28 protein-coding genes are annotated in these 24,660 nt (G+C 67.1%); 10 read left to right on the forward strand and 18 right to left on the reverse strand.

The window, feature by feature from the left end; translation table 11 throughout:
- Window position 1: 1 nt before the first annotated feature.
- A complete protein-coding gene (gene yczR, locus ACW18A_RS02430; RefSeq protein ID WP_492023230.1) occupies window positions 2-1,438 on the reverse strand; it encodes a MocR-like transcription factor YczR in 1,437 nt (478 codons plus the stop codon).
- Between the two features lie 59 nt (window positions 1,439-1,497).
- Here yczR and yczE point away from each other — a divergent pair, with 59 nt between their 5' ends.
- Window positions 1,498-2,109 (forward strand): membrane protein YczE, encoded by a 612-nt coding sequence (gene yczE, locus ACW18A_RS02435; RefSeq protein ID WP_492023231.1) that lies wholly within the window; start codon window positions 1,498-1,500, stop codon window positions 2,107-2,109.
- Here the strand turns inward: yczE and ACW18A_RS02440 are convergent.
- The 4 genes from ACW18A_RS02440 to ACW18A_RS02455 all read right to left on the reverse strand — a co-directional run bounded on the left by ACW18A_RS02440 (window position 2,106) and on the right by ACW18A_RS02455 (window position 5,463).
- Window positions 2,106-2,780, reverse strand: a complete 675-nt coding sequence (locus tag ACW18A_RS02440; RefSeq protein WP_492023232.1) for a hypothetical protein — start codon at window positions 2,778-2,780, stop codon at window positions 2,106-2,108. The two genes, yczE and ACW18A_RS02440, sit on opposite strands and share 4 nt — an antisense overlap.
- A 111-nt stretch (window positions 2,781-2,891) precedes the next feature.
- Window positions 2,892-4,523 carry a peptide chain release factor 3 gene (locus ACW18A_RS02445; RefSeq protein WP_492023233.1) on the reverse strand — a complete coding sequence of 544 codons (1,632 nt, stop codon included), beginning with the start codon at window positions 4,521-4,523 and terminating at the stop codon, window positions 2,892-2,894.
- Window positions 4,524-4,644: 121 nt separating this feature from the next.
- Window positions 4,645-5,025, reverse strand: coding sequence for a hypothetical protein (locus ACW18A_RS02450; protein WP_492023234.1), 381 nt, complete (start codon window positions 5,023-5,025; stop codon window positions 4,645-4,647).
- 111 nt (window positions 5,026-5,136) lie between these two features.
- Entirely contained in the window at window positions 5,137-5,463 is a 327-nt protein-coding gene (locus tag ACW18A_RS02455) for a DUF1491 family protein (RefSeq protein ID WP_492023235.1), read from the reverse strand.
- A 55-nt stretch (window positions 5,464-5,518) separates the two neighbouring features.
- Between ACW18A_RS02455 and ACW18A_RS02460 the strand changes: the two genes are divergently transcribed.
- Window positions 5,519-6,409, forward strand: coding sequence for a hypothetical protein (locus ACW18A_RS02460; RefSeq protein WP_492023236.1), 891 nt, complete (start codon window positions 5,519-5,521; stop codon window positions 6,407-6,409).
- A gap of 37 nt (window positions 6,410-6,446) precedes the next feature.
- On the opposite strand, the gene ACW18A_RS02465 is transcribed toward ACW18A_RS02460, so the two are convergent.
- Complete coding sequence (locus ACW18A_RS02465) at window positions 6,447-8,096, reverse strand: sensor histidine kinase (RefSeq protein WP_492024318.1); 1,650 nt, start codon at window positions 8,094-8,096, stop codon at window positions 6,447-6,449.
- A gap of 242 nt (window positions 8,097-8,338) precedes the next feature.
- On the opposite strand from ACW18A_RS02465, the gene ACW18A_RS02470 reads away from it, so the two are divergent.
- Window positions 8,339-8,767, forward strand: coding sequence for a SufE family protein (locus ACW18A_RS02470; protein WP_492023237.1), 429 nt, complete (start codon window positions 8,339-8,341; stop codon window positions 8,765-8,767).
- Here the strand turns inward: ACW18A_RS02470 and ACW18A_RS02475 are convergent, their stop codons facing one another.
- On the reverse strand, window positions 8,768-9,484 hold the full coding sequence (locus tag ACW18A_RS02475) for a DUF6456 domain-containing protein (RefSeq protein WP_492023238.1): 717 nt from the start codon (window positions 9,482-9,484) through the stop codon (window positions 8,768-8,770).
- A complete protein-coding gene (locus ACW18A_RS02480) occupies window positions 9,481-9,846 on the reverse strand; it encodes a chromosomal replication initiator DnaA (RefSeq protein ID WP_492023239.1) in 366 nt (121 codons plus the stop codon). Before ACW18A_RS02480 ends, ACW18A_RS02475 begins: the two co-directional genes overlap by 4 nt.
- 341 nt (window positions 9,847-10,187) lie before the next feature.
- Here ACW18A_RS02480 and ctrA point away from each other — a divergent pair, with 341 nt between their 5' ends.
- The 3 genes from ctrA (at window position 10,188) to ACW18A_RS02495 (ending at window position 12,012) form a co-directional block, all read left to right on the forward strand.
- Window positions 10,188-10,901: a response regulator transcription factor CtrA gene (gene ctrA, locus ACW18A_RS02485; RefSeq protein ID WP_492023240.1), complete on the forward strand. Its 714-nt coding sequence runs from the start codon at window positions 10,188-10,190 to the stop codon at window positions 10,899-10,901.
- Window positions 10,902-11,032: 131 nt separating this feature from the next.
- Complete coding sequence (locus ACW18A_RS02490; RefSeq protein ID WP_492023241.1) at window positions 11,033-11,341, forward strand: metalloregulator ArsR/SmtB family transcription factor; 309 nt, start codon at window positions 11,033-11,035, stop codon at window positions 11,339-11,341.
- Window positions 11,338-12,012, forward strand: coding sequence for an SdpI family protein (locus ACW18A_RS02495; protein WP_492023242.1), 675 nt, complete (start codon window positions 11,338-11,340; stop codon window positions 12,010-12,012). The genes ACW18A_RS02490 and ACW18A_RS02495 overlap by 4 nt, the downstream gene beginning before the upstream one ends.
- Window positions 12,013-12,150: 138 nt before the next feature.
- Here the strand turns inward: ACW18A_RS02495 and ACW18A_RS02500 are convergent, their stop codons facing one another.
- Complete coding sequence (locus ACW18A_RS02500; protein WP_492023243.1) at window positions 12,151-12,789, reverse strand: SOUL family heme-binding protein; 639 nt, start codon at window positions 12,787-12,789, stop codon at window positions 12,151-12,153.
- Window positions 12,790-12,924: 135 nt separating this feature from the next.
- Here ACW18A_RS02500 and ACW18A_RS02505 point away from each other — a divergent pair, with 135 nt between their 5' ends.
- Complete coding sequence (locus tag ACW18A_RS02505; RefSeq protein ID WP_492023244.1) at window positions 12,925-13,326, forward strand: hypothetical protein; 402 nt, start codon at window positions 12,925-12,927, stop codon at window positions 13,324-13,326.
- A 19-nt stretch (window positions 13,327-13,345) separates the two neighbouring features.
- Here ACW18A_RS02505 and ACW18A_RS02510 read toward each other — a convergent pair whose 3' ends face one another.
- The 7 genes from ACW18A_RS02510 to ACW18A_RS02540 form a co-directional block, all read right to left on the reverse strand.
- Window positions 13,346-14,398 carry an endo-1,4-beta-xylanase gene (locus tag ACW18A_RS02510; RefSeq protein WP_492023245.1) on the reverse strand — a complete coding sequence of 351 codons (1,053 nt, stop codon included), beginning with the start codon at window positions 14,396-14,398 and terminating at the stop codon, window positions 13,346-13,348.
- Between the two features lie 13 nt (window positions 14,399-14,411).
- On the reverse strand, window positions 14,412-14,822 hold the full coding sequence (locus ACW18A_RS02515; RefSeq protein ID WP_492023246.1) for a flagellar export protein FliJ: 411 nt from the start codon (window positions 14,820-14,822) through the stop codon (window positions 14,412-14,414).
- A 25-nt stretch (window positions 14,823-14,847) separates the two neighbouring features.
- Complete coding sequence (gene fliI, locus ACW18A_RS02520; RefSeq protein WP_492023247.1) at window positions 14,848-16,188, reverse strand: flagellar protein export ATPase FliI; 1,341 nt, start codon at window positions 16,186-16,188, stop codon at window positions 14,848-14,850.
- Window positions 16,189-16,304: 116 nt separating this feature from the next.
- Window positions 16,305-16,820, reverse strand: a complete 516-nt coding sequence (locus tag ACW18A_RS02525) for a CBS domain-containing protein (RefSeq protein WP_492023248.1) — start codon at window positions 16,818-16,820, stop codon at window positions 16,305-16,307.
- A gap of 25 nt (window positions 16,821-16,845) precedes the next feature.
- Window positions 16,846-17,715, reverse strand: coding sequence for a Brp/Blh family beta-carotene 15,15'-dioxygenase (locus ACW18A_RS02530; RefSeq protein WP_492023249.1), 870 nt, complete (start codon window positions 17,713-17,715; stop codon window positions 16,846-16,848).
- A 132-nt stretch (window positions 17,716-17,847) separates the two neighbouring features.
- On the reverse strand, window positions 17,848-18,630 hold the full coding sequence (locus tag ACW18A_RS02535; RefSeq protein WP_492023250.1) for a bacteriorhodopsin-like: 783 nt from the start codon (window positions 18,628-18,630) through the stop codon (window positions 17,848-17,850).
- A gap of 152 nt (window positions 18,631-18,782) precedes the next feature.
- Window positions 18,783-19,403 (reverse strand): LuxR C-terminal-related transcriptional regulator, encoded by a 621-nt coding sequence (locus ACW18A_RS02540; RefSeq protein ID WP_492023251.1) that lies wholly within the window; start codon window positions 19,401-19,403, stop codon window positions 18,783-18,785.
- A 289-nt stretch (window positions 19,404-19,692) separates the two neighbouring features.
- Here ACW18A_RS02540 and cysK point away from each other — a divergent pair, with 289 nt between their 5' ends.
- The 3 genes from cysK (at window position 19,693) to ACW18A_RS02555 (ending at window position 22,531) form a co-directional block, all read left to right on the forward strand.
- Window positions 19,693-20,667 carry a cysteine synthase A gene (gene cysK, locus ACW18A_RS02545; RefSeq protein WP_492023252.1) on the forward strand — a complete coding sequence of 325 codons (975 nt, stop codon included), beginning with the start codon at window positions 19,693-19,695 and terminating at the stop codon, window positions 20,665-20,667.
- A 44-nt stretch (window positions 20,668-20,711) separates the two neighbouring features.
- Window positions 20,712-21,929, forward strand: coding sequence for a DUF2336 domain-containing protein (locus tag ACW18A_RS02550; RefSeq protein WP_492023253.1), 1,218 nt, complete (start codon window positions 20,712-20,714; stop codon window positions 21,927-21,929).
- Between the two features lie 197 nt (window positions 21,930-22,126).
- The gene (locus ACW18A_RS02555; protein WP_492024319.1) at window positions 22,127-22,531 is read left to right on the forward strand and encodes a Ros/MucR family transcriptional regulator; all 405 of its coding nucleotides are present in this window, start codon (window positions 22,127-22,129) and stop codon (window positions 22,529-22,531) included.
- An 81-nt stretch (window positions 22,532-22,612) separates the two neighbouring features.
- Here ACW18A_RS02555 and ACW18A_RS02560 read toward each other — a convergent pair whose 3' ends face one another.
- The gene (locus ACW18A_RS02560; protein WP_492023254.1) at window positions 22,613-23,725 is read right to left on the reverse strand and encodes a DUF2336 domain-containing protein; all 1,113 of its coding nucleotides are present in this window, start codon (window positions 23,723-23,725) and stop codon (window positions 22,613-22,615) included.
- Entirely contained in the window at window positions 23,722-24,585 is an 864-nt protein-coding gene (locus tag ACW18A_RS02565) for a hypothetical protein (RefSeq protein WP_492023255.1), read from the reverse strand. The genes ACW18A_RS02560 and ACW18A_RS02565 overlap by 4 nt, the downstream gene beginning before the upstream one ends.
- Window positions 24,586-24,660: the final 75 nt, after the last annotated feature.

The raw sequence follows: 24,660 nt of genomic DNA on the forward strand, positions 1-24,660 counted from the left end.
TTCAAAACACGTCCGGCTCAGGCGTCCTCGCGCGCCGGGCCGGGCGGTCACCGATCCGGCTCCAGGCCTCCGCCAAGGCGTCGACCGCCGCCTCGAGCTCTCGCTCTGGCAGGCAGTAGGGCAGGCGGACGAACCGGTCGAAGGCGCCGTCGACACCGAAGCGGGTGCCCGGCGCGATGATGACTCCGGACTTCTGGGCCTCCGTGACCAGGGTGCCGACGACCGGGCGGGGCAGGGCGACCCACAGCGACAGGCCGCCTGTCGGGCGGGTCGTCTTCCAGTCCGGCAGAACCTGAGCCAGCCGCGCGTGAAGCACGGCCTCCCGCGCGGCCAGTGCAGCGCGTCGCTCGACCACGGGTGTCTGGTCTCCAGCCAGCAGGTGGGCGGCGGCCAGTTGTTCGATCACCGCCGCGCCGAGGTCCAGCGAGGCCCGTGCCCGCACGGCGGCATCGGCCACTTCGATCTCGGCCCGGATCCAGCCGATCCGCAGGCCGCCCCACCAGGTCTTGCTCATCGAGCCGATGCGGACGACGTGCGGGCCCGGTGCCGCGGGTGGAGGGGGCGGCCGGTCGAACCACAGCTCGCGCTGGGTGTCGTCCATGACCATCAAACCGCCGATCTGTGCGACCGCTCGCGCGACCTTCGCCTCGTCCCCGGCCCCCATGACGTGGCCGGTCGGGTTCTGGTGGGCGCCCAGCAGATAGACCAGTCGGGGCCGGACCCGCTCGATCGTGGCGACCAGTCCGTCGATGTCCCAGCCGGCGGATGTCATCGCCACGGGCACAGGCCGCATCCCGGCCCGGACGATGGCCTCAATGGCGTGGGGATAGGTCGGGTGGTCGATCACCACCGCGTCGCCCGGCCGCCCGAAAGCTCTGAGAAGTATGGCGAGGCCATTCTGGGCACCCGCCGTGACCACGATCTGATCGGGGGTCGTCGGCAGGTCGGCACGGTCATAGGTGTCTGCGGCTGCGCGCCTGAGCGGCAGAAGGCCGACGGGATCGTATCCGTGGCCCGGCAGGTGGGGCGGCAGGGATTCCAGCGCCCGTGCGTAGGCGGCGTGAACGTGCGCCCCGGCAGGCAGGACCGCCGTCGCCATGTTGACGACCTCCGGCCCAGGCGCGACGTGGAACAGGCCTTCCAGCCGTTCGGCGCGGCGGAAGGGCAGGGCGGTATAGGTTCCCGCGCCGACGCGGCTGGTCAGGAAGCCGTCGCCGCGCAGCCGGTCCATGGCCGCGCTGACCGTGATGCGGCTGACGCCCAGCGCCTCGGCGAGGCGGCGTTCGCCTGGAAGGCGGACGTCGAGCGGCAGGCGACCGTCGAGCACCAGACCCTTCAGCGCGTCGGCCAGGCTGCGATAGGCGACGTCCTCCGCGCCGGACGCACGCCAGTCGCCGAGATGGCGGGACAGGCTATTGAGATTGACGACGCCGGACATAGGGCCACCGTCGCCAAAGTGGCTATGGATTGCAAGGCCGGTTGATCTAGCGTAGCCGCATGTTCATCCGTCGCTTCATCCAGCTCCAGATCGGCCTGCTCCTGTACGGGATGTCGCTGGCCCTCATGGTCCGCGCCGACCTCGGGCTGAATCCGTGGAGCGTCTTCCATCAGGGTCTGTCGGAGATGACGGGGTTCAGCCTGGGCCTGATCGTCAACATCGTCGGCGCCTTGGTGCTGTTGATCTGGATTCCGTTGAGGCAGAAGCCGGGCGTGGGGACGATCTGCAACGTGCTGGTGATCGGCACGGCGGCGGACGTGAGCCTGCATGTCCTGCCGGAGATCCACGGGCTGGGGCTGCAGATCGGGTTCCTGATCGCGGCCATCCTGCTGAATGGCGTGGCGGCCGGGGCCTATATCGGTGCGGGCCTGGGGCCGGGACCGCGTGACGGGCTGACGACCGGCGGCGTGCGTGTGACCGGCTGGGAGGTTCGCTGGGTGCGGATGGCGATCGAGGGGCTGGTCCTGATCTTGGGCTGGATTCTGGGCGGCACGATCGGTGTCGGCACGGTGGCCTACGCCCTGTCAAACGGGCCGCTGCTGCAGATCTTCCTGCCGATGTTCGAGATCCGGCCCCAGACAGCGACCGTTCCGGCACCGTCGCCCAGCTAGGAACCGAAGCGGGCGTTCTCGGGCACGTCCTCGAGGCGGCAGAAGTTCCACAGGTCGTCCTCGGCAGTGTCGACGTCATCGCCCAGACGGGCCTGCCGTTTGATGACGTCCGTGCCCAGCACCTCGTAGGTCACATTGTAGGCCCCCGCATCGCCGCCGCGCTCGGTCCGGCAACGCTGTTCCTCGCCCCAGCTGTTGGGGCCGGTCTGGAGGAACCGGCCGGGCTCGCAGCCGCCGTAGTCGATGGTGAAGGACGTCGGCGTCAGGAAGGCCAGGTCGCCCTCGCCGGGCCAGACCTGTTCGCAGTCCTTGTCGCCCCGGACATAGTAGCCGAGCGTCATCGGGATGGGATCCGGCTCGGTCTGGCCGGGGGCCAGGGTGACGCCGGTCGAGCCCTCCGGGCTTTCCGCGACATTCTCGCTGGTGGCTCCCAGCAAGTCTTCGAGGGTGCGGTCGCCGGATTGCACCGGACGCGTCGCCCGGGGGCGTCGGACGGCCACAGGCGGCTGGGCGTTCGGCCGGGTCGACAGCGTCGACTGCGCCGGGGCGGCGTTCAGCGATCGGGTCGTGGCCGAGCTCTGGCTCTGCTGAGCCCATGCACCGCTGCCCAGCAGCAGGACGCCGCTCGCCAGGATCAGTGCCGTTCCGCAAGTCTTCGTTCGAACGATCATGACTTCCTGTCGACCACGTCCGGGCGACAAAACGAAGGCGGAAGGCCGAGGTTCAGGGTTGAATTCGGCTGACGAAACATGACAGCCCCAGGGGGTTCGCCCGATGCGGCCCTACCCCCGCTCCTTCGTCTTCGTAAAGGCCACCTTCGGGAACCGTTCCATCACATACCCCGTCTCCCAGCTGGACTTGGCCAGGAAGACCGGGGCCTGGTCGATGTCGCGGGCCATCTGGCCGCGGTATTTGCCCATGAAGTCCTCGATGTCGGCTTTATCCCCGTCAATCCAGCGCGCCTCGGCATAGGGGCTGTGCTCGAAGATGACCTCCAGCCCGTATTCCTCGCCCAGACGGTCGGCCATGACCTCGAACTGCAGCTGACCGACGGCGCCGACTATGAAGTCTGCGCCGATCTCGGGACGGAACAGTTGGGTGACGCCTTCCTCGGCCAGGCCGTCGAGCGCCTTCTTCAGGTGCTTGGCCTTGAGCGGATCCTTGACCCGGACGCGCTGGAGGATTTCGGGCGCGAAGTTGGGCAGGCCGGCGAAGCGGATCAGGCCGCTTTCGGACAGGCTGTCGCCGACCCGCAGCACGCCGTGGTTCGGGATGCCGATCACGTCGCCGGCGAAGGCGTCGTCGGCCAGTTCGCGATCCGAGGCGAAGAACATGATGGGAGCGTTCACCGACAGCTGTTTGCCGGTGTTCTGGACCTTCAGCTTCATGCCGCGCTTGAAGCTGCCCGAGGCCATGCGGAACATGGCGATCCGGTCGCGGTGGTTGGGGTCCATATTGGCCTGGACCTTGAAGACGAAGCCGGTGACCTCGGCATTGCCCGGCTCGACCGTCAGTTCGACGGGGGCGGGGGCGTTGCGGGTCTCGGGCGGGGCTTCCTTGCGGGCCGGCATCGTCTTGGGCGGCGGAGCCCAGTCGCCGATGGCGGCCAACAGTTCGTCGATGCCGAAGTGGCGCAGGGCCGAACCCCACAGCACAGGGGTCATATGTCCTTCGAGGAAGGACTGGCGGTCGAATGCGGGATAGCCGCCCTCGACCAGTTCCTGAGCGTCCATCAGGGCCTGGTGTTCGCCGGCCTCGAAATATTCGCCGGCCTCGGCGAGCGGCAGGGCCAGCGGGTGGGGCACGTCTTCTTTCGAACCGGCGGGCTTCTTCGCATAGGGCTGGAACCTGCCGGTGCCCATCTCGACCATGCCGCGCAGGCGGTTGCCGCTCTCGGCCGGCCACCAGATGGGGGAAGGATCGAGCTGCAAGCGTGAGGCGATCTCGTCCAGCAGGGCCATGGGGTCCTGGGCCTCGCGGTCCAGCTTGTTGATGAAGGTGATGATCGGGATGTCGCGCAGGCGGCAGACCTCGAACAGTTTCAGGGTCTGCGGCTCGATGCCCTTGGCGGCGTCGAGCACCATGATGGCGCAGTCGGCGGCGGTCAGGGTGCGATAGGTGTCCTCGGAGAAGTCCTCGTGGCCCGGCGTGTCGAGCAGGTTGAACATCTTGCCGTCGTGCTCGAACGTCATGACCGAGGCGCTGACCGAGATGCCGCGCTCCTTCTCGATCTTCATCCAGTCCGACTGGGTGCGCCGGTTCTCGCCGCGCGCCCGCACCGCGCCCGCGGCCCGGATGGCCCCGCCGGACAGCAGGATATGCTCCGTCAGCGTGGTCTTGCCGGCGTCGGGGTGGGCGATGATGGCGAAGGTCCGCCGGCGGGCGGCCTCGTCTTTCAGGGTCAGCTTGGACATTGGGCGCGGGAGGTAGCGCGCGACGCCGCCAAAGTCACGTCAGTCCGCCTGCGGCCCCGCGCCGTCGGCAGTGGGCGGGGCTCGACTCTTCAAGCGTGGGTGGGACGGACGGTGCGGGTCGTCAGGCGGCCATTCGGCCCCAGACAGCGCGGTCGGCGGCGACGGCGTCCAGCTTGCCCTTGCGGCCGCGCGACAACAACTGGTCGAGCACGGCGGCGGGCAGGGCGCAGAACAGAGGTTCGACGAGGGCGGGATCGCAGTCGGTCTCGGGCGCCGCGAACAGGGCGGCGTTCACCTCAGGCGAACGGTCGTGGATCAGCCAGGCCAGACGACGGGCGCGCTCCGGATCGTTCCGGTGCAGAAGCGGGTCCTCGGCGAACAGCTCGCAGCCGAGTTCCATCAGATAGTCGAAGCCCAGCTTCTCGAACCGACGCGCATCGGCCGACGTGACCGGAGAGGCCTCGTCCAGGTCGAACACCACGTCGTTCATGAGAAACAGCATATTGGGCACCCGCCTGTCGCCGACGTTTCTCGCCGACGTCGTGACCCTAGGCCCGAGTGGTTTTCGATCCGGTTCCCGAACGTCGTTAAGGATTTGCGACCGGCATCGGGCTCAGTCCTGAACCTTCTCGACGATGAAATGCCGGCCCTGGCGGTCTTCCACCTCGACCACCCAGATGTCCGGGTCATAGGTGCGCTGGCGATCGACGTAGGCGTCCAGTTCGCTTTCGGTCCCGCTGACCGGCTGGATCCAGAGACGCTCTCCATCCTGTCCGAAGGCTTCGGAATACAGCCGCGCCGTCCGGTCGGAGGTGTTGTAGGCTTTCACGATGACCGTCCCGGCGCGCGGGTCGCCCCGGCGCACGACAGTCGCATTGGCCCCCTCGATCCCGGCACGGCGGATCAGGGCACCGACCCACAGGTCTGAGTTCAGAAGCAAATCGGTAACCCTGCTCGGAAACGGGACCGGAACGACGCGGCGCTACGGTGGGCTCATGAGGATAGGCCTTTCGACCCGCACCGCCAGAGCCATGACCGCCGCCATTCTGATGGCGACGACGCCCGTGGCCGCCTTCGCCGACGGCACGGGGACCTTCTACGACCGGACCTTCGTCCTGGCCGCACACGAGAAATGCCGGCTGTTCCGCGGACCGGTCGCGGGAGCCCTGTCGGCCGCGACCCTGCAGTCGCGAGGCGCGGCCCTGCGCGCAGGCACGACCGAGGCGACGCTTCAGGCCACCGCCAACCGGGCCCGGTCGCGGGCGCGTCAGGTCTCTTGCGCCAACCCCGAACTTGCCATGGTGCGCGACCGGGTCGCCGACGCCTTCGACGGCTGGCAGCGGATTCCGCGGATGGATTTCAACGGCGACCACGCTACCTGGACCGCCGATCGTGTCCGCCGCGAGGTCGCGACCTGGCGGCTGGTGCAGACTTCGGTCACCGGCGCCTCTCCGGTGCGGTTTGGTCTCAGCGCCGCCGCGCCGGGCTCAGGCAATGTGTCCGGCGGCGAGACCCTTTCGGCCGTCGTGTCCTTCGTGGGGCGTCCGCGTCCCTATGCGGCGCGGATGGTGATGCGCGATCCGGCCCTGGCCGCCCGTCCCTGGCTGACCGCCGCCGGCCGTGCGGTCCTGCCGCCCGAGAGCGCGCGTCAGGAGGCCTGGTCCGCCGGAACCGCGCCAGCCGCGGCCACCCTGCTGGTGACCGGCCGGACCCAGGGCGAGACCTGGTACTTCCCGTCGACGGCCGGCGACCGGCTGTCGCGACTCGATCCGCGCGAGCCTTTCCTGATCGAATTCCTGTTCCGCGACGGCAGCGTCGCGACTGCGACGTTCGAGGCCGGGGATTTCGCAGCAGCGCGGGCGTTCGTGGCGCTGGGGACGGTCTGAAGCCGTCTCCTGACCCTTTCAGAGGAGGGGGAAGGGCCTAGCCACCCGCATTCAGCGGGATGATCTCCGCCCCGCCTTCGGGTGCGACCGGGCGGACCGCGACCGCGACCGGCATCCGCACCGTGACAGCCGTGCCCTCGCCCAGGGTCGAATCCAGGCTCATCCGGCCGCCGTGCAATTCCGCGAGGGCCCGGACCAGAGACAGGCCGAGGCCGGTGCCCTGGACCTTCTGTTCGACGCCGCCGGCCTGTTCGAACGGGCGACCGAGGCGCTTCAGGTCGCGGGCGGCGATGCCGACGCCGGTGTCGGACACGACCAGCTCCAGATACGGGCCGATGACCTCGAGCGTCAGGGTCACCGATCCGCCCGCGGGGGTGAATTTGATGGCGTTGGACAAGAGGTTCAGCGTGATCTGCTTCAGCGCCCGGCGGTCGGCGTCGACGCTCAAAAGCTCGTCCGGGACAATGCTGTTCAGGCCGACCCCCTTGTCGATCGCCGTGACACGGACCAGGGCGACGGCGGCGGACACCACTTCGCGGGCGTCGAAGGTCTCGCGCGACAGCTCGTAGCGTTCGGCCTCGATCTTGGACACGTCGAGGACGTCATTGATCAGGTCCAGCAGGTGGCCGCCGGCCTCGTGGATACTGTCGGCGTAGTCGGCGTATTTCTGGGGCAGGGGGCCGAACAGGCGCTGGCGCATGATGTCGGAGAAGCCGAGCACGGCATTCAGCGGCGTGCGCAGTTCGTGGGACATGTTGGCCAGGAAACGGGTCTTGCCGCTGTCGCGGGCCTCGGCCTCTGCGCGGGCGGCCTCCAGGCCGATCTCTGTGGCGAACTGGCGGGTGGCGTCGAAGGCCTGGGCGATGAGGCGCGGACCGCCCTCGCCGTCGTCCATCCGGCGAATGATCAGATTGACGCGGCGGTCGAGCGCGATGCGCGGTGCGAACTGGGCCTGGCCTTCGTGGCCTGCCACTGCGCGGTCGATGGCGGCGAGGACGGCGGGACGGTCGGGGGCGTGGACGGCAGCGAACAGGCCGGTCTGGAACAGGGCCTCAGGCACCAGGGCGGGCGGGGCGGAACCGTAGGCGGCCAGGACGCGGCCGGCCGGCTCGAGCACCAGGGTGAGTGCCGGCTGGGCGGCCAGCAGGGTCTCGACCCGCAGGGTCATGGCTTCGGCGGCGTTCAGCCTGTTTTCGCGGAGCCTCCACGCCAGCCTCACGGCCAGAACGGCGAAAGCCATGGCGAGGACGACGGAGATCGCGGCGGGCAGGGGCTGGCTTTGCGGCGGGCCGACGAACAGGGCGGAGAACTGGCCACCGAGGGCCACGACGCCCGATCCGACCGCGCCGGCCTGGGCCAGTCTGACTCCATGGCTGCGACCGCCGAGCGCCAGGGCGGCGACGAAGGGCATGCCCACACAACCGACAAGCGGTCCGGCCAGCCCACCGGACAGCATGGCGGCGCACAGGGCCGCCAGGGTCCAGACCACCAGCAGGAGCGACCGCTCGCCCGTGCCGTCTCGCCACACCAGGGCGAGACCCGCGAGGCCGGGTACGGCCATGGCCGCCGCGCCGTAGATCGCCAAACCGCTGAGCCAGCCCAGGGTCGCGCCGGCCACCAGCGAAAGGATCGCGCCTACGGCCCAGGCCGCATGCCAGGCCGTCAAGGCCGACAGGCCCTCGCCCATCGCGCGCGCGGGCGGCGGAGAGGCGTCCGGATTGGGGCGGGCGACTGAGGTCAAACAGGTGTCCGGGCGGCCGGGGCGAGGGGCCATATGGGGAGGGTGCCGACCGGCGAGACTAGCGTTGCAGCCGAGTCGTCTAAAGCCCGCACCCGCAAGAGGCGACTCGGGCGGGGGGCGGCTTGGCCGATACCCGGGGATGGACGGGCCGGTTGTCGTTAATCCGCGCGCGCCCTATCTGGCTGGTTATGACTGAACCGGCCGACAGCATCGAGGCGACCCTGGACGAACTGGCCGAGGACTTCGAGGTGCTGGAGGACTGGGAACAGCGCATCGCCTACGTCATCGACCTGGGCAAGGATCTGGTGCCCCTGCCGGACGCCGACCGGACCGAGGCCAACAAGGTCCCCGGCTGTGCGGCCCAGGTCTGGCTGGCGTCCGGGCGCGAGGCCGACCGGCTGACCTTCTGTGCCGACAGCGACAGCGCGATCTCCAAGGGCAATGTGGCGCTGCTGCTGAAGCTCTATTCAGGGCGCCCGGCCGACCAGATCCTGGCCTTCGACGCGAAGGCGGCGCTGGACCGGCTCGGCCTGCCACAGGCCCTGACACGGCAGCGGGCAAACGGACTGAACGCCATGGTCGGACGGATCCGGCAGGAAGCGATGGCGGCGGGCTGATCACCCGATGCCGTAGTGCCGGGCCAGGGCCAGAAGCCCCGACTTCAGAACCGTCTTGCCCTCGCGCCGTCGAAAGCCCGCCTCCTGTTCGGCGAGTTGCAGACTGCCCTGGCGGATGCAGACCTGTTCGACGAGGGCCCGCGTTCGGGGATCGATCGATGCGAGCGCGAGGGCTGTGCGACGTCCGGCGGCGAGGGCGCAGTCGCCGGGTTCGACGCGGGCCGACGAGCCGCTCCCGCCCGTGCGGGGCAGGGCGTCCCAGCGCATGGTCATGGATGGACCGGATTGTGCGAGCTCTGCGTCGAGCCTGAGCCGTTCTGCGGCCGCGATCTCGGCAGGGGTCAGCCAGGGGCGGCCCTCGGCGTCCTTGCGGCGGGCCAGCCAGGCGATCGGGCTCTCCCCCAGATTGGCGCGGCGCAGGATCAGGCGGCCGTCGGGCTCCATGATGGCGCGCTCCCCCTCGATCCGGCCGGGCGCGCCGTGCCCTGCGGTGGGCGGCTCTGTCCGGTGGGAGCGTTCAACCCAGCCGCCGCCTTTGCGCGCCTTCAGACCCGGCCTTTCGACAAGCGCGCGGAAGGTCGCCTCGTTCATTGTCATGGCTGCCCGCGCCCGGCGGTCGCCGCCGATCCGCAGGGCGTAGCTTCCGTCCGACGCCGCGATGTCGATCCAGCCGCCCCGCGCCATCAGACCGCGCGCCCGGGTGGCCGGGTCGCTCACGCCACCTCCGGCAGGTCGGTGACCGGCGGGGCCTCGCACAGGCCCAGGATGGTGGCCGCCAGTTCGTCGAGCAGGTCGTTCAGGTGGGGTTCGTCGCGCGCCTCCTCCATCCGGGAGCAGGCCCGCGACACTGTCTGGCGGTTCAGGCCAAAGGCGTGACCCACGCGTTCGAGCGTCCAGCCCAGCGCCACATGGGCGAGATAGAGCGACACGTGCCGGACCCGAAGCGCCGGCAGCGACAAGCGGCCCTTGCGGGTCAGGGTCTCCATCGGCGTTCCCAGCCGCATCGCCACCACATGGACGGTCAGGTCGGCCCGGTCTCGATCCTGCGACGGCACGATGATCCGATAGGGTGTGTACAAGGCGGTCCTCCCCGGCCGATGCGCAACCGCCATGCTAAGGGCGGGCGATGGCCATGCTAGGAATATGGTCCGCTGTGACGTCAGGATCGGTCGCACCTCCAGTTGTGGCGGGACGACAGCGATTTCAATGAAGGCGCATCAGGCGCACTCAGACGACGACCGGCGAAAAAATTCGAATCGTTGACTCATGGAGTCTCGACGCGATTCGCAAATCACCCCAGATTCGCCTTCATGGGGTGCCGTTAATGCTTCTTAAGGGTTCGGCGGGTTAACTCTCGAACAAGGTTACCCGGACGTAGGCGCCGGGTCATATGGTCTAGCTTTTGCCTGGAGGGGCATGAATGCGCGTTCTGCTTATCGAAGACGATCATGCGACTGCGCAGAGCATCGAGTTGATGCTGAAGTCGGAGGGATTCAACGTCTACACGACGGACCTGGGTGAAGAAGGCATCGATCTGGGAAAGATCTATGACTACGATCTCATTCTTCTTGACCTGAACCTGCCCGACATGAGCGGCCTGGAAGTCCTGCGCCAGCTGCGCGTCGGCAAGGTCAACACGCCGGTCATGATCCTGTCGGGCTCGACCGAGATCGAGACCAAGGTCAAGACCTTCGGCGGCGGCGCCGACGACTATATGACCAAGCCCTTCCACAAGGACGAGCTGATCGCCCGCACCCACGCCGTGGTCCGTCGCTCCAAGGGACACGCCCAGGCCATCATCCACACCGGCGAGATCGCCGTGAACCTGGATGGCAAGACGGTCGAGGTGCACGGTCACCGCGTCCACCTGACCGGCAAGGAATACCAGATGCTGGAGCTGCTTTCGCTCCGCAAGGGCACGACCCTGACCAAGGAAATGTTCCTCAACCACCTGTACGGCGGCATGGACGAGCCCGAACTGAAGATCATCGACGTCTTCATCTGCAAGCTGCGCAAGAAGCTGGCCACGGCCGCAGGCGGCAAGCATTACATCGAGACCGTCTGGGGCCGCGGCTATGTGCTGCGCGACCCGTCGGAAAGCACCGTCGCCGCCCCGGCCAGCGCCGCCGCCTGATCGGATTAGACGTCAAAGCCATCTTAAGCGCCCGCCGGGGAACCGGCGGGCGTCTTCGTTTGGCCGATCGTCGATCGCGAAACATACAGCCAGACTTGCAATTAGGATAACTCCTAATTAAGGATCTGCCTATGAACGCCGTATTCAAGGCTCTGTCCCATCCTGTGCGCCGGCGCATCATTGCGATGCTAAGGTCCGGCCCGCTGACCTCCGGCGACATCGCCGGGGCCTTCGACATGAGCTGGCCGACGATCACGGGGCACCTGACCGCCCTCAAGGAAGCCGGCCTCGCCAGCACCGAGCGTGACGGCCAGACGATCCGCTACAGCCTCGAAATTTCCGCCGTGGAGGAGGGCCTCGCCTTTCTTCTGGACATCGCCGGAACGGGACGCGACGCGCCCGTTCCAGACCTCGAAAGCAAGGAGACAGTTCGGAAATGACCCGGTCCATTTCACTTCTCGATTCCCTGAGCGTGGCGGTGTGCGCCGCCATCGCAGGCATCGGCCTGTTCGTCGCCGTCCAGGGGCCGACGGGGCTACTGCCGGTCCATTTCAGTATCGAGGGCGTCGCAGATGCATGGGGGACCCGTCGCGATGTCGGTCTGGGGCTCGGTATCCTGGCTGGCGTCGGCCTGGCGCTTTCGCTGGCGCTCGGCCGCCAGGCGTCGCGACACGAGGCTGGCTCGTCGAAGCGCCGCGGCTTGGCTGTGGCCCAGGGCATTCTTCTGGCCGCGTTCGCCGCCGCAGCCGGCCTGATTCTCGCGCTCAGCCTGGCCAGTCACGGGGCTGCACCGCCGCAGGGCGGTCTCATGGTCGGTCTGGCCCTCACCTTCACACTGCTGGGTGCCTTCCTTGGTCGCGTCGCTCCGAACCCCTTCGTAGGCGTTCGCACACCTTGGGCGTTCAAAAGCCGCCTCGCCTGGGACCGATCAAACAGACTGGCGGGACGGCTTCTCTTCTTCGGAGGCCTGGCGACGCTCGCGGCCGCTCCGTTCGCCCCCCAGCCTGCCGGTCTGATGACCCTGCTCATCGGCGTCCTGATCGCGGCGGCGTGGTCGGTTTTGGAAAGCTGGCGCGTCTGGCGGATGGACCCGGAGGCGCAAGGCTTCTGATCGATCTCCCGCCACCCGAACAGTCGCCGTCGCCCGGCATGGCCAAGCCTCAGGCCAGATCGAATCGCCCGCCGGGGAACCGGCAGGCGCTTTGCTGTTCAGCGATGCGGGTCAGGCCGTAGTATCGGGTTGCCCGCGCTACCTCCGTTCGACCCGCACCGCGACCTCGTTGCGGCGCATCGGTGGCAGGGTCCAGGGCGGATCATAGAACCAGACGACCGGCTCCCCACGGACAGTCCACCCGCTGCCGGCCAGTCCGGCCATCAGCTGGGCCTTGTGCGTTTCCACGGCGCGCACCGAGCCGATGCCGCCGAACCTCACCACCGCATAGGTTTCGGCGGGAACGACAACCAGCTCGACGGACGGGTCGTTCGGAACCGGTAGTTCGGCCATCGTATAGGCCGCCGGCATGAAGAACTGGACTGTCCAGCGGTCGACCCCGGACGGTGTCTGGGCCACGGGCGCAGTCATGGCGATCGTCTGCGACCCGCCCGTTCCGGCCTGTGAGACCGGGGCTGTCATGGCGATGGAGGCTCGCTGCGCATTGCCGCCGAAGATATAGCCTGCGAGCCGTCGAAAGCCCTGGTTGCGGGCCGCGTCGCTGTTGCCCGTCACCACGGTCTGGGCGGCAATCCGCTCGCCATACAGGCGGATGTCGATCCCCCCGACGGTTGCTACGCTTTGATAGGCGGGTTCTTCCGTGCCGGATCGCACGCCGACCGTCGAACAGGCGGTCGTCATCAGGGCCGCACCGACGGCCAACAGCGGATGTTTCACAATCATGTCCTCGTCGGGTGGGCGGGGCGACCACGGCCACTCTTAACGCATGGATCAAGGTTCCGCTGCGTTAGGGTTATTCGTCGACCGGTGATATCTTCGTCAACGGATATTCAGCCCTTGAAAGGCATTCCGATGAGACGCGGCGCAACACTCCTCCTGGCCTGTACCTTCCTGTCTATGGCGACCGGGACCCAGGCCCAGATCCGACTGCTTCCCGGCCAGCAGATCCGGACCCTCCCGGACAACGCCGTGCTCCAGGATCCGCGTATCGCCGACCTGGAGGCCCGGATTGCGGCCCTTGCGGCGCGTCTCGAACGCGCCGAGACGAGCGCTCAGGAGGCCAACTTCAGGGCGGGGGCCGCAACCGCCTGGATCGAAAGCCACGGCGACGGGCTGCTGAACCATAGCCACAGCTACACCGACAAGACGGTCTGGCTGAACCACACCTGCGAGAACGGACATTCAGGATCCGACACGGTCCCCTGTTCCCAGATCACCGGCTCCCCGGTCGGCACGACCAGCGGCCCGCAATAGGCGGCAAAGGCCATAGACCTCAGGGTCTGATCGCCCCGGCAACCGCTTCGAACATCGGGTTCGGCCTTCCCGCCGGGTCGAACAGCAAGGGGCTGTCCTTGCCGTCGTCGCGGGCGTCGCGCCGCAGCCAGCTGTCGGTGTCGCGCAGGCCCCAGACGGTGAAGGCGAAACGCTGGGCGGCCGGCAGGTCCATAAAGGCCGAAGTCAGTTCGGTGACGCGGGCCGTCTGTTGCTCGATCTTTTGACGCCGGGAGCGGGTGTCGATCCGGCTCTCGGACCGAAGCGACGCGTCCAGTTCCGACACATGGATCGGCAGACCGAACTGGGCAGCCTCGCGGAAGAAGGCGGCGGTCTGGCCGGCGGTAATTTCGATGTCGAGGTGGGACTGGGTGCCGATGCCGCCGATGGGCACGCCGGCCTTCAGCATCCGCTCGACCAGCCGGAGGAAGGTCGAGCCCTTGGCTGGCAGGTTTTCCAGATTGTAGTCGTTGAGGAACAGGACCGCGTCGGGATCGGCCAGCTTCGCCTGTTCGAAGGCGCGGGCGATATAGCCGTCCTGACCCAGGGCCTCGGACCACAGGCAGGACCGCAGACCGTTCCCGTCTTCGGCCACGGCCTCATTCACCACGTCCCAGCCGGTGGCGCGGCCGCGATAGCGACCAGCGACGGTGGCGATATAGCGGTCATACTCGGTGCGGAATCGCGCCGGGTCGAGCGAGCGGAAGAAGGCGCTGTCCTGCGAGTACCAGATCAGGGTGGTGCCGAAGAGGCGCAGGCCGTGGGTGGTGCAGAAGTCGGCGATCCGGTCGGGCGCGTTCCAGCGGTAGTCGCCGGTCTCCGAGAGGATGTACTCCATCTTCATCTCCCACTCCGGCGTGAGCTGCGAGATGTGGGTCAGGCAGAGATCGACCCAGGCCCGATCCTCGAACTGCCCTGTCATGGCCGAGGTCCCGATCGGGAAGGGCGCGATGGATTTCAGCGGGGTCGCCGCGATCGCGGGTGCGGCGGAGGCGTTCTTGTCACAGGCGGTCAGCGCGAGGGCGGAGGCGAGCAGGGCGCGGCGGTCGATCATGCCGCGCAGGCTCTCAGGCGCTACGGCGACGCAGACCCATCTCGTCGAAGGCAGCGGTCTCGCGCTTGCCGGCGGCTATGAGGGCGTTGAGGCGGGTGGTCTCGGCGACGTGTTCGAACTTCTTCAGCTCCGAATAGGCACCGGTGAGGGCGTCGCGGGCACCTTCTTCCTCGGCGTCGAGAGCGACGAGATTGGTTTCGGCGGCACCTTTGCGGGCCTTCCAGCCGGCCAGATAGGCCTGAAGCAGCAGACCGGCCTCGACGTCGGCGCGGGCGCGTTCGCGTTCCACCTCGACCTCGGCATCAAGCACAGCCAGTCGCATCTCGGCAGAGACCTTGCGGCTCGAGATCTCGGCCAGGCGCTTCTGCAGCGTCTCGACCTCGTAGTTGGAGATCCGGATCAGCGAATGGGCCCAGGCGGTCATGCAGTTTTACTCCAGCGGGCGTGGTTCACTGCACCATGCCCTGATTCAGAATTGCCTCCAGGCGGGTAAAGGAATCGGAAAGACGCGTGGCGTCGTCCTTGTCCTGGCCCAGAAAGGCCTCCAGCGCGGGATTCAGGGCGATGGCCCTGTCGGTGATCGGGTCGGCCCCGGCGCGATAGGCACCGATCTTGATCAGCTCTTCCATCGAGGCGTAGGCCGACAGGCACTGGCGGGCGCGCTTGTTCAGCTCGCGCTCCGGAGGCGTTTGGCAGGCAGGCATGGTCCGACTGACGGACTTCAGCACGTCGATGGCGGGGAATCGGCCACGTTCCGCGATCTTGCGGTCCATGACGATGTGGCCGTCGAGGATGCCTCGGACGGCGTCGGCGATGGGCTCGTCATGATCGCCACCGTCCACCAGTACGGTGAACAGGGCGGTGATCGGCCCGGCCGTGGTGCCATCGGGGCGGACCGGCCCGGGCCCCGCGCGCTCCAGCAACTTGGGCAGTTCGGTGAAGACGGTGGGGGTGTAGCCCTTGGTCGTCGGCGGTTCGCCGGCGGCCAGGCCGATCTCGCGCTGGGCCATGGCGAAGCGGGTGACCGAGTCCATCAGGCAGAGGACTTCGAGGTCCTGGTCGCGGAAATACTCGGCGATGGCGAGCGTCATATAGGCGGACTGACGGCGCTTCAGGGCGGGCTCGTCAGAGGTGGCGACGACGACGACGGCGCGACGAAGGCCTTCCTCGCCCAGGGTCTCCTCGATGAACTCGCGGACCTCCCGGCCCCGTTCGCCGATCAGGCCGACCACGACCACGTCGCAGGTCGCCTGTTTCGCCAGCATCGACAACAGCACCGACTTGCCGACGCCGGAGCCGGCGAAGATGCCCAGCCGCTGGCCTCTGCACGTCGTGGTGAAGACGTCCATCGAGCGGACGCCGAGATCCAGGCGCTCTCCCACCCGGCCGCGCGAATGGGCCGGGGGCGGGGAGGCGCGCAACGGGTAGGGGGCGGGCCCCTGGGGAAGTGGTCCCTTGCCGTCGATCGGCTGGCCGAAGGCGTCGATGATCCGGCCCAGCCAGGCCTTGGTCGGATTGACCGACGCGGCCTGGCCGATGATGTGGATGTCGGCACCGGGAGCCACGCCCTCGACCGGACCGAAAGGCATCAGGAGCGCCTTAGAATCGCGGAAGCCGACGACCTCGGCGGGCAGGGGCGTCGCGCCGCGTCGGCTGATCTCGGCACGGGCCCCGACCGCAAGCCGGCTCAGCCCCCCCCGCGCCTCGATCAGCAGGCCACTGACGCCCGCCACCTTGCCGGTGACGACCAGCGGATCGATCGCTTCGACGGCTGCGACGAGATTGTGCATTCACAGAGGGATGCGGGATCGTGGTTAACGAGGGGTGAAGGTCAGGTGTCGACGCCTGAAGTCCCTCGTTTCGGATCGTGTCTCCGTCCTGTGGCGCTGGTTCACCACAGGCCCGGTCAGCGAAGCTGGGTAAAGATCGTTACGACCGATGCGGCGAAGACAGCGAAACCGGCGACCATGAGCACGATTGACGGACTGACGTCGAAAGTGGCCCTGGCCTGTTCTCCCAGCCGACCGATCAACTCCGGCCAAGTGTAGCTGACGAAGTCACCCTGGCTCATCATGCTGATGATAACGCCCTGGTCATCGACGACCGGAAGGTGACGGAACCGCTCATTGGACATCAGGCGCAACCAGTCCAGCAGATCGTCGTCGGCGCGGGCCGTCTTGAGGTCCACCGTCATGATCTGTGCAAGCGTCGTTTCGTTGGGGTTCAATCCCTCGTTCAGCAGACGACGCATGAAATCGCGCTCTGTGACGATGCCGAGCGGCCTGCGATCGGCGTCGACGATGACCGCAGCGCCGTAGTTTTTCTCGCTCATCACCGCGACCGCTTCGGCAACCAGCGCCTCTGGACCAAAGGTCAGGACCGCGGCCTTGCTGCGAAACTCGGGTCTGTCTTTGATTTTCATGACTCTCTCCAGTCAGAAGCTTGGCTCAAGCGATTGGGTTGGCGATTGGACATGCGTCCTGGCGAGACAGTCGGGCGATGATCAGCGGCGCCAGCATGTGCGGCACGGTCAGGATCGACAGCGTCATGAAGCTGGCCGCCATGATCCGGTCGGGAAGGGCGGTTCTGAGTTCCAGCCCGAAGATCAGAACCGCGACTGCCCCCGCCGCAAGGCTGAGCGGCAGGACCACAGCCCCCCAGTCTCCAAGGTTCGGCCAGGACAGGGTCGCGAGGCTTTCGCGAAAGTGGCGCGGCGAGTGGAACAGGCAGAAATAGAGGGCGAATCCCACGAGCGGCGGCAGGACGATCATTCCTGTCAGCGCTGCCAGCCCACCGAGGGCTTGCGGACGCCGGCCCGCCTGCCACAGGGACGCAATGGCGATAGGGCCCACCCCGATCGCCATGGGCAAAACCAGCGTCAAGGCATCGGTGACCATGGTCGCCTCGACCCGGTCGGTCAGCCCGATGAAGATCGTGTCCAGTTCAGCACGGTGAAACAGGGTCGGGGCAGACAACAGAGCCAGCGCCAGGCCGGCTCTCAAGAGGCTCGAGCCCGCGCCCTGCCAGTCCTCTGAGAAATGCACGACGGCAATGGCGATGAAGGCGGCGAGCGCAAGGACCGGCTCTACTCGCCACAGGCCATACATCGACGCCGCAAGGGAAAGATAGATCAGGACCAGAGTGGCCATGCCCGTCCAGGGACCGGACGCGCGGGCACGAATGAGTTCAAGATCCAGTGTGCCGTGTGGAAGCCCGAACACCAGAAGGGCCAGGCAGGACAGGGTTGTCGCTACCGGTCCCGACAACGGCAGGCCGAGCCCCAGCGCCAGAACCGACAGAACCAAAGCTCCGATCAAAAACGAGGCACCTGGCAGGGGATGAATCGCAGGACCCGATCGGTCCAACGGCACGGACATAGCTAAGCCTTTTGTTGTCACGATGCCCGGACAGGCGCTCGGCCTGTCCGGACTGTTCGTGCGTTTGACCGATCAGGCCTTGGCGGTTTCGTACTTCGCTTCGCCATACTCGACCTGAGATTTGCGAACGGCGATGATGTAGATCAGTACGCCGACGCCGGCCTTGGCGATGATGTCGGCGATCGTATATCCAACCTGGACATAGGTCTCGGCGGCGGCTCCCCCGATGTTGGTGTAGGGGATCATGTAGACGATCGGATAGAAGCCCCACGACGCAAAGGTCAAAAGTCGGGCTTGCTTGATCAGCCCCCGAACACTTTCAGGCTGACGATCGATCGCGGCGCCCAGACCCTTGAACAGCTCCCAGACGATGTAAACGAACGGAATGCTGGACAACGTGCCCCAGATTGCCCGGGTCGTGTTGTCGTCGGCGATCTCGCCCGGATAGCCCAGGCAGATCATCAAGGCGGCGGCGAAGCCCAGCTTGAGGGACTTCGACATCGTCTCTTCCTGGCTGAGACGCATCACCAGGATTAGTTCGATCAGCAAAAGCGGCACCGTCAGGAGCCAGTCGACGTAGCGATAGGCGTCGTTGAACGCCAGCCCCGTCATGGCGATGACGCCATTGCGGACCTCGTAGGCGGCCTCCCAGCTCTCAAAGATGCGGAAATAGTGATAGGCCGCGATGGCCGTCACCAGACCGGAAATGGTCAGGGCCGTCTTGTAGGCGGGTCCGACCTGGGACCGGCCAAACCACAGGAACAGCGTCGCCGCGGCCATCGTGGCGAATGTGAATGAGAAAGCGTTGTAAACGAGCAGATATTGCCCGATCTCGATGGTCGGCATGGCAGTCATCCTCTCCTGTCGGCTCTGTTAAGTCCGGATCGGAAACATCGCCAGTGCAGGTGAAACCGGACGTGGGCCGTGTGCGGAGGGTTAAGCACTCGGGCGATGTCGCACCATACGGCCTTTAGGCCGTATTCAGGCCTTAATGACGCGTGCGAAATCTACAGACCGGCCTCGACCGCCAGTCGGATCGCGTCGGCGACATTGTGGGTGCCGATTTTTTCGAGGATCAGGGCTCGGTGCATCTTCACCGTCTTTTCGCTGAGGCCCAGGTTGAACGAAATCTGCTTGCTGCGGTATCCGGCCGCGATCTGCTGCAGCACCTCGCGCTGGCGGGGCGACAGGGTCCGCACCACCTCGACGGCATGGTGGTGGCGGCTGGACGACGGGCCGACGGCGTCCTGATCCAGTTCGACCTGGGAGCCGATGAAATACTCCAGCTCTCCGTCTGGCAGGAATACGGGCGCGACAAGGACGGCGTTGCGGAACGGCTGTCCATCGCGCTTGTAGTTCAGGATTTCGACCAGGGTCGGCTTCCGGTTCCGCGTGCCCTGACGGATGCGTTCGGTCAGCCACGGCTCTGTCGCCGGTCCGGCCAGGAAGCGGCAGTTCCGCCCCACGATTTCGTCGTCGTCATACCCCGTCAGGTCACAGAACGCCTGGTTGACCGCGATGATCGGATTGTCGGGCAAGCGAGGATTGCTGATCACCGAGGCGATCGGACTGTTGACGATAGAAGACAAGAGCGCGCTGCCGTCCTCGTCCAGGTCATAGTCGATCACCGCGTCGCACTCCCGATATTCAGAGCATAAGCCCGGACAGAGCCAAAGCGAAGCTGCGCCGGCCGTCGCATATTGGCCAGACACAGCGAGTCGGTCAGCATCCGCATGGGCTGCGCTGTTGAGGGGCGAGCATTTCACGTGCCGGGGATCAGACAATCTGGCTTGTGCGCCGTCCGCGACCGCCTATGTGACGGGGTAGGCGGCCTCGGCCGCGTCCTGTCGAAACCGCACAATCGGCACAATCCAAACCTTGTTCGCGACAGTGCACTTTTCCAGCCGGAGCCCCGTCATGTCCGACTACGATGCCTCCAACCGCGCGACCAAAGGCCGTGGCAGGATCTACGATTCCATTATCGACACCATCGGCGACACGCCGCTGGTCGGTCTGCCGCGTCTGTCCGCCGAGTATTCGCCCAAGGCCCGCGTGCTGGCCAAGCTGGAGTTCTTCAACCCCATCGCCTCGGTCAAGGACAGGATCGGGGTGGCCATGATCGAGGCGCTGGAAGCCTCGGGCAAGATTACGGCGGGGAGCATCCTCATCGAACCGACCAGCGGCAACACCGGCATCGCACTGGCCTTCGTGGCCGCCGCCAAGGGCTACCGCCTGATCCTGGTCATGCCTGAGTCGATGTCGATCGAACGTCGCAAGATGCTGGCCCTGCTGGGCGCCGAACTGGTCCTGACCCCGGCCGAGAAGGGGATGAAGGGCGCGATCGCCATGGCGACCGAACTGCTGGAACGCACCCCCGGCGCAGTCAGCCCGTCGCAGTTCGAGAACCCTGCCAACCCGGCGATCCACAGGTCCACGACGGCCGAAGAGATCTGGAACGACACGGCGGGCGCGGTGGACATCGTCGTCGCCGGCGTCGGCACCGGCGGCACCATCACCGGTGTCGGCCAGGCGCTGAAGGCGAAGAAGTCGTCTGTGCAGATGATCGCGGTCGAGCCGACGGCCTCGCCCGTCCTGTCCGGCGGCGAACCCGGTCCGCACAAGATCCAGGGCATAGGCGCGGGGTTCATTCCGTCCATCGTCGACCGCTCGGTCATCGACGGTGTCGAACAGGTCTCCAACGAGGACAGTTTCGAGATGGCCCGCAAGGCCGCGCGTGTCGAAGGCATCCCTGTCGGTATCTCGTCGGGTGCGGCCCTGACCGCCGCCTTCCGCCTGGCGGCGCTCGACGAGAATGCCGGAACGACGATCGTCGTCATCATCCCCAGTTTCGCCGAACGCTATCTGTCGACGGCGCTGTTCGAGGGGTTGTAACCGTCACCGCCGGTTAACCCACCCAGCCTTACTCTGGCGGCGTCATGTCCGATCCGGCGCTCGATCTATCGCAACAGGCCCCGCAACCCGCCTTTCGGGCGCGCCACGCCATGTTGAAGCGGCTGGCCGACGTCGTGTCGCTGCCTGGCAGCCGGGTCAACGCCTTCGAACGGGCGGTGACCGGGGACCTGCTGGTCGAGATGTTGCGGCTGGCGGCCCCGCGCGAACGTCAGCGGGTGGCCCAGCGGCTGGCGCCTTTGGCCGAGCTGCCGAACAGCCTGGCGCGGATGCTGCTGAGGGACGAGCCGGCGATCGCCGGCCTGCTGCTGGAGCAGTGCGCTTCCCTGACCGATGCCGACCTCGTGGCTTGCGCGCGCGACACGGGGCCGGAGCACCGCTTCCTGATGGCCGCCCGTCGCGGCCTGACCGAGGTGGTGACGGAGACCCTGATCAGCTTCGGCGAGCAGGGCGTGATCGAATGCCTGTTGCGCAACACCACAGCACGCCTGTCCCAGAGCGGGGTCGAGGCGGTCGTGGCGTTGAGCCGGCAGATGCCGGTGCTTTGCGGCCACCTGTTGCGGCGGCCCGAGCTTCGGCCGTCGGGTGCCTATGTGATGTTCTGGTGGGCCGTAGCGGAGGATCGCAAGACCATTCTCCAGCGCTTCGCGGTCAGCCGGGAAGTCATGCAGGAGGTCGTCGAGGACGTCTTCGCCATGGCCGCCGAGGAAGGCTGGCAGGATCCGGTGTCCCGCAAGGCGCTGCAGTTCATCGAGCGCCGCCAGAGGAACCGCGCGGCCATCGACAAGAGCCCCTACGACAGCCTGGAGCACGCCGTCACAGTCGCGGCCCGTGACGGACTGAACCGCGAGGTCGCGGCAGAGATTGCCTATCTCGCCGGCGTCAAGCCGCTGACCGGCGCCAAGATCATGGGCGATGTCGGCGGTGAGCCCCTGGCCATCCTGTGCAAGGCGACCGGCATGTCCCGTGTCGATCTGCAGAACCTGTGGCGGTCGGTCCGTCGACCGGAAACCTTGCCGGATGGACGGGTGCATCCCGACTGGGACCGCGTGCAGGTGACCTATGAGATGTTGGCCGTGGATCGGGCACAGACCGTGCTGCGTTACTGGAACTGGTCTCTGTCATCGGCCTTGTCGACCGACCTGTTGAGGGCCATCCGCGAAGGCGGCGACCTGGCCCTGGACGACTATTCGACGCCTGAACGTGCAGCGATGATGGCCCTGGCGGAAAACTTCGGCCGCTGACCTGTGATCCGGCCGGACTGAATACTGACCGGCGGGTTTTCTCGACGACTTTCTGATGCATCGGTTTCGGACGTGCATTGCTTTCGGCACCGAACATCCTTATCTCCCGAAACCTCAATCGCCACTGTCCGGCAAGATTAAGTAGGGAAACGCTCGTGGACGCTGCAAGACTGGACGAACGGTCCGAACTTCTGGAAATGACGGCGGACATCGTGTCGGCCTATGTCGGCAACAACAGCGTGTCGGCCAACGACCTGCCGTCGCTGATCGCCAATATCCACGCCGCCCTGTCTCAAGTTTCGACCGGCGTTGTCGAGATCGAGCCCGAGGTCAAGGAACCGGCCGTGCCGATCCGAAAGTCGATCAGCCCCGATTTCCTGATTTGCCTCGAAGACGGCCGCAAGTTCAAATCGCTCAAGCGCCACCTGCGTACCAAGTACGACATGAGCCCCGAAGAATACCGCGCCAAATGGGGCCTGGCCAAGGACTACCCGATGGTCGCTCCGAACTACGCCAAGGCCCGTTCGGATCTGGCCAAGCAGATGGGTCTCGGCCAAGGCGGCCGCAAACCGGCCCGCGCTCCCCGCGCCGCCAAGAAATAACCCGCTCATCCCGCCTTCGCCGGGACGAGCGGATGAATGAAACGAGACGCCCGCTTCCGCAAGGAGGCGGGCGTTTCTGTTTCAGGCTGCTGTCGCCGTTCCGCGGCGCATCCGCCAGAAACGCAAGGTGCGCAGGGCTGCGTCGCGCTGAAGCTCGGCATAGAGTTTGGCATAGCTGTGGGCCTTGCCCATCGCATCGTCCTCGCCGCCGATGATGACCACGGCGAAGGTCAGGAACAGGGAGCGGTCGAGGTCTGCGGACTTGCAGATAACGGCCAGGGCGTCGAGTTCTTTCCTTTCCACGATCTGGCTGGCTGTGTGGAAGTCCACGTCGGCCAGTTGGGCCAGGGCGATCAGGAATGAGGTCCGGCTGCCGGACCGGAGGAAGCGGGCCAGCATGGTCGGGCTGAGTTGGTTGGCCGCCTTCATCTCTTCCACATAGGCGAGACATTCGGAGTAGTCGGCAGGCAGGGTGCCGTCCTCGGTCGCCACGCGGGCGCGGCCGGCGGCGAGCGCGCTTTCCAGCAGGGCCGGGTCCATGGCGGCGTTCTGTTCGAGGATCTGCTGACGCAGCCGGGCTTCGACGACGAAATACATCTCGTTCAGCAGGTCGGCGGGCAGGCCCTTGCGCTGGACCGTCGCCTCGTGAAGCGCCGGATTGACCTTCGCGCGTTCGACGGCTGTCTCCGTCGCGGCGCGTGACAGGCGGGCCCCGTCGTTACGGAGCAGGGTCCCGAGGGTTTCGTCGTCGCCCCGTTCCACGATGACGTCGGAGACGGCCTCGGACACGCTCGCGCGTTCGGACACAGCGCGCAGGTGTTCCTGACCCTTGGAGCGGACAACGCCGAGCAGGTCATCGTCGGTCAGCACTGTGGAGGCGCGCAGGACGGCCTCGGCGACCGCCACCTCGTCATTGGCCAGCCGGCGGATCAGGCCACGCGGGGCGTCGGGGGACAGGGCGAACCGGGCCGATAGCTCCGCGCGGACGGCGGTCTCCATCTCGGAGGTCAGGTCGCTGAGCACAGAATCGTAGAGGGCGTTCTCGGCAGTGCTGCGCTGCCCGGCGCCGAAGAAATGCTCTGTAAGCTCTCGCAGAAGGGCGCGGCGTTTCTCGCTGGAGCTTTCCTGGGCCAGCATAAGCAGATCGGGCAGGCGCGATCCGGTCTCGACCGGGGCGAAGGCGGGGTCGGTCATGGCAGGCTCGGATCGTTATTGGGGACGACACGGCGGCGGCCCTGGGAGTCGCGCGTCCCGGGCTCGTTTTCCGGCGGCTCTGCGAGGTCCAGCGTGACGCTGTCGAAATAGACGGGTTCGGGCAGAGCGGTGGGATCCGGGCGATGGCCCGCGTCGCGGTGCACTGAATAGTAGCGGGCACCGGATTGCCCCGCCTGGACCGAGGCCTCGCTGGACGGGGGTTGCGGGTTCGGTGCAGGGAGCGCTGCCTGTTCCTGACCTTCGGTCGGCGCCCGCTGCATCTGGAAGATGCGGGCGTCGCGGCGCGGAGCCATGGGATCATTCGGATCGGCGGCGGCGGGTTGCGGCGGCTGTTGCGGTGCCGGGGCCTGAGCCGTCGGGGCGGCGGCCTGGCGTTGGAGACTGAAGACCGGGGCGTCGCGGCGGGGGGCCATGGGGTCGATGGCGGCGCGCTCGACCGGCGTGGCCGGCGAGGAGTGGGCGGGGATCGGTGCCGCCATTTCGGTCGTGGCATAGGCCAGCGGGTCCGGCGAGCCGGGCGCGTAGGCCGGGACGACGCGAGGGACCAGCCAGGCGCTGGCGGGGGTCAGGCCGCGAGAGGCCGGAACTGGCGTCGATGTCGGTTGCATCATGGGGCGGTAGGGCGCCTGCGACGGCGCGACCCGGCGAGGGATCATGGCGTTGCGCGCGCTGGCCTGGACGGCGGCGACATCGGCCGGGGTCGTGCCGGCCGGTCGGTTGGCCCACGTCAGGTAGCGCCCCGTGGCGGGGGCTGACTGGGCCTCGGCGCCCGATGTCGCGAGGCAAGCGCCGGCCGTCGCCAGAACCAGGGTCAGGATGCGAGGGGCGCGGTTCGTCAAGGGCGAGGCTCCCGTTCGAGAGGAACGTGTCGGGAAGGGTAGGTGATGCCGGCTTAACCCCGCGCTAACAGGCGT

The sequence above is a fragment of the Brevundimonas sp. AVps5 genome, from assembly GCF_058681515.1.

Coding starts and splice junctions, on each gene's coding strand:
- yczR (WP_492023230.1), bottom strand. CDS start 1,438: ATGTCCGGCGTCGTCAATCTCAATAGCCTGTCCCGCCATCTCGGCGAC.
- yczE (WP_492023231.1), top strand. CDS start 1,498: ATGTTCATCCGTCGCTTCATCCAGCTCCAGATCGGCCTGCTCCTGTAC.
- ACW18A_RS02440 (WP_492023232.1), bottom strand. CDS start 2,780: ATGATCGTTCGAACGAAGACTTGCGGAACGGCACTGATCCTGGCGAGC.
- ACW18A_RS02445 (WP_492023233.1), bottom strand. CDS start 4,523: ATGTCCAAGCTGACCCTGAAAGACGAGGCCGCCCGCCGGCGGACCTTC.
- ACW18A_RS02450 (WP_492023234.1), bottom strand. CDS start 5,025: ATGCTGTTTCTCATGAACGACGTGGTGTTCGACCTGGACGAGGCCTCT.
- ACW18A_RS02460 (WP_492023236.1), top strand. CDS start 5,519: ATGAGGATAGGCCTTTCGACCCGCACCGCCAGAGCCATGACCGCCGCC.
- ACW18A_RS02465 (WP_492024318.1), bottom strand. CDS start 8,096: ATGGGCGAGGGCCTGTCGGCCTTGACGGCCTGGCATGCGGCCTGGGCC.
- ACW18A_RS02470 (WP_492023237.1), top strand. CDS start 8,339: ATGACTGAACCGGCCGACAGCATCGAGGCGACCCTGGACGAACTGGCC.
- ctrA (WP_492023240.1), top strand. CDS start 10,188: ATGCGCGTTCTGCTTATCGAAGACGATCATGCGACTGCGCAGAGCATC.
- ACW18A_RS02490 (WP_492023241.1), top strand. CDS start 11,033: ATGAACGCCGTATTCAAGGCTCTGTCCCATCCTGTGCGCCGGCGCATC.
- ACW18A_RS02495 (WP_492023242.1), top strand. CDS start 11,338: ATGACCCGGTCCATTTCACTTCTCGATTCCCTGAGCGTGGCGGTGTGC.
- ACW18A_RS02505 (WP_492023244.1), top strand. CDS start 12,925: ATGAGACGCGGCGCAACACTCCTCCTGGCCTGTACCTTCCTGTCTATG.
- ACW18A_RS02510 (WP_492023245.1), bottom strand. CDS start 14,398: ATGATCGACCGCCGCGCCCTGCTCGCCTCCGCCCTCGCGCTGACCGCC.
- ACW18A_RS02515 (WP_492023246.1), bottom strand. CDS start 14,822: ATGACCGCCTGGGCCCATTCGCTGATCCGGATCTCCAACTACGAGGTC.
- fliI (WP_492023247.1), bottom strand. CDS start 16,188: ATGCACAATCTCGTCGCAGCCGTCGAAGCGATCGATCCGCTGGTCGTC.
- ACW18A_RS02525 (WP_492023248.1), bottom strand. CDS start 16,820: ATGAAAATCAAAGACAGACCCGAGTTTCGCAGCAAGGCCGCGGTCCTG.
- ACW18A_RS02535 (WP_492023250.1), bottom strand. CDS start 18,630: ATGACTGCCATGCCGACCATCGAGATCGGGCAATATCTGCTCGTTTAC.
- cysK (WP_492023252.1), top strand. CDS start 19,693: ATGTCCGACTACGATGCCTCCAACCGCGCGACCAAAGGCCGTGGCAGG.
- ACW18A_RS02550 (WP_492023253.1), top strand. CDS start 20,712: ATGTCCGATCCGGCGCTCGATCTATCGCAACAGGCCCCGCAACCCGCC.
- ACW18A_RS02555 (WP_492024319.1), top strand. CDS start 22,127: ATGACGGCGGACATCGTGTCGGCCTATGTCGGCAACAACAGCGTGTCG.
- ACW18A_RS02560 (WP_492023254.1), bottom strand. CDS start 23,725: ATGACCGACCCCGCCTTCGCCCCGGTCGAGACCGGATCGCGCCTGCCC.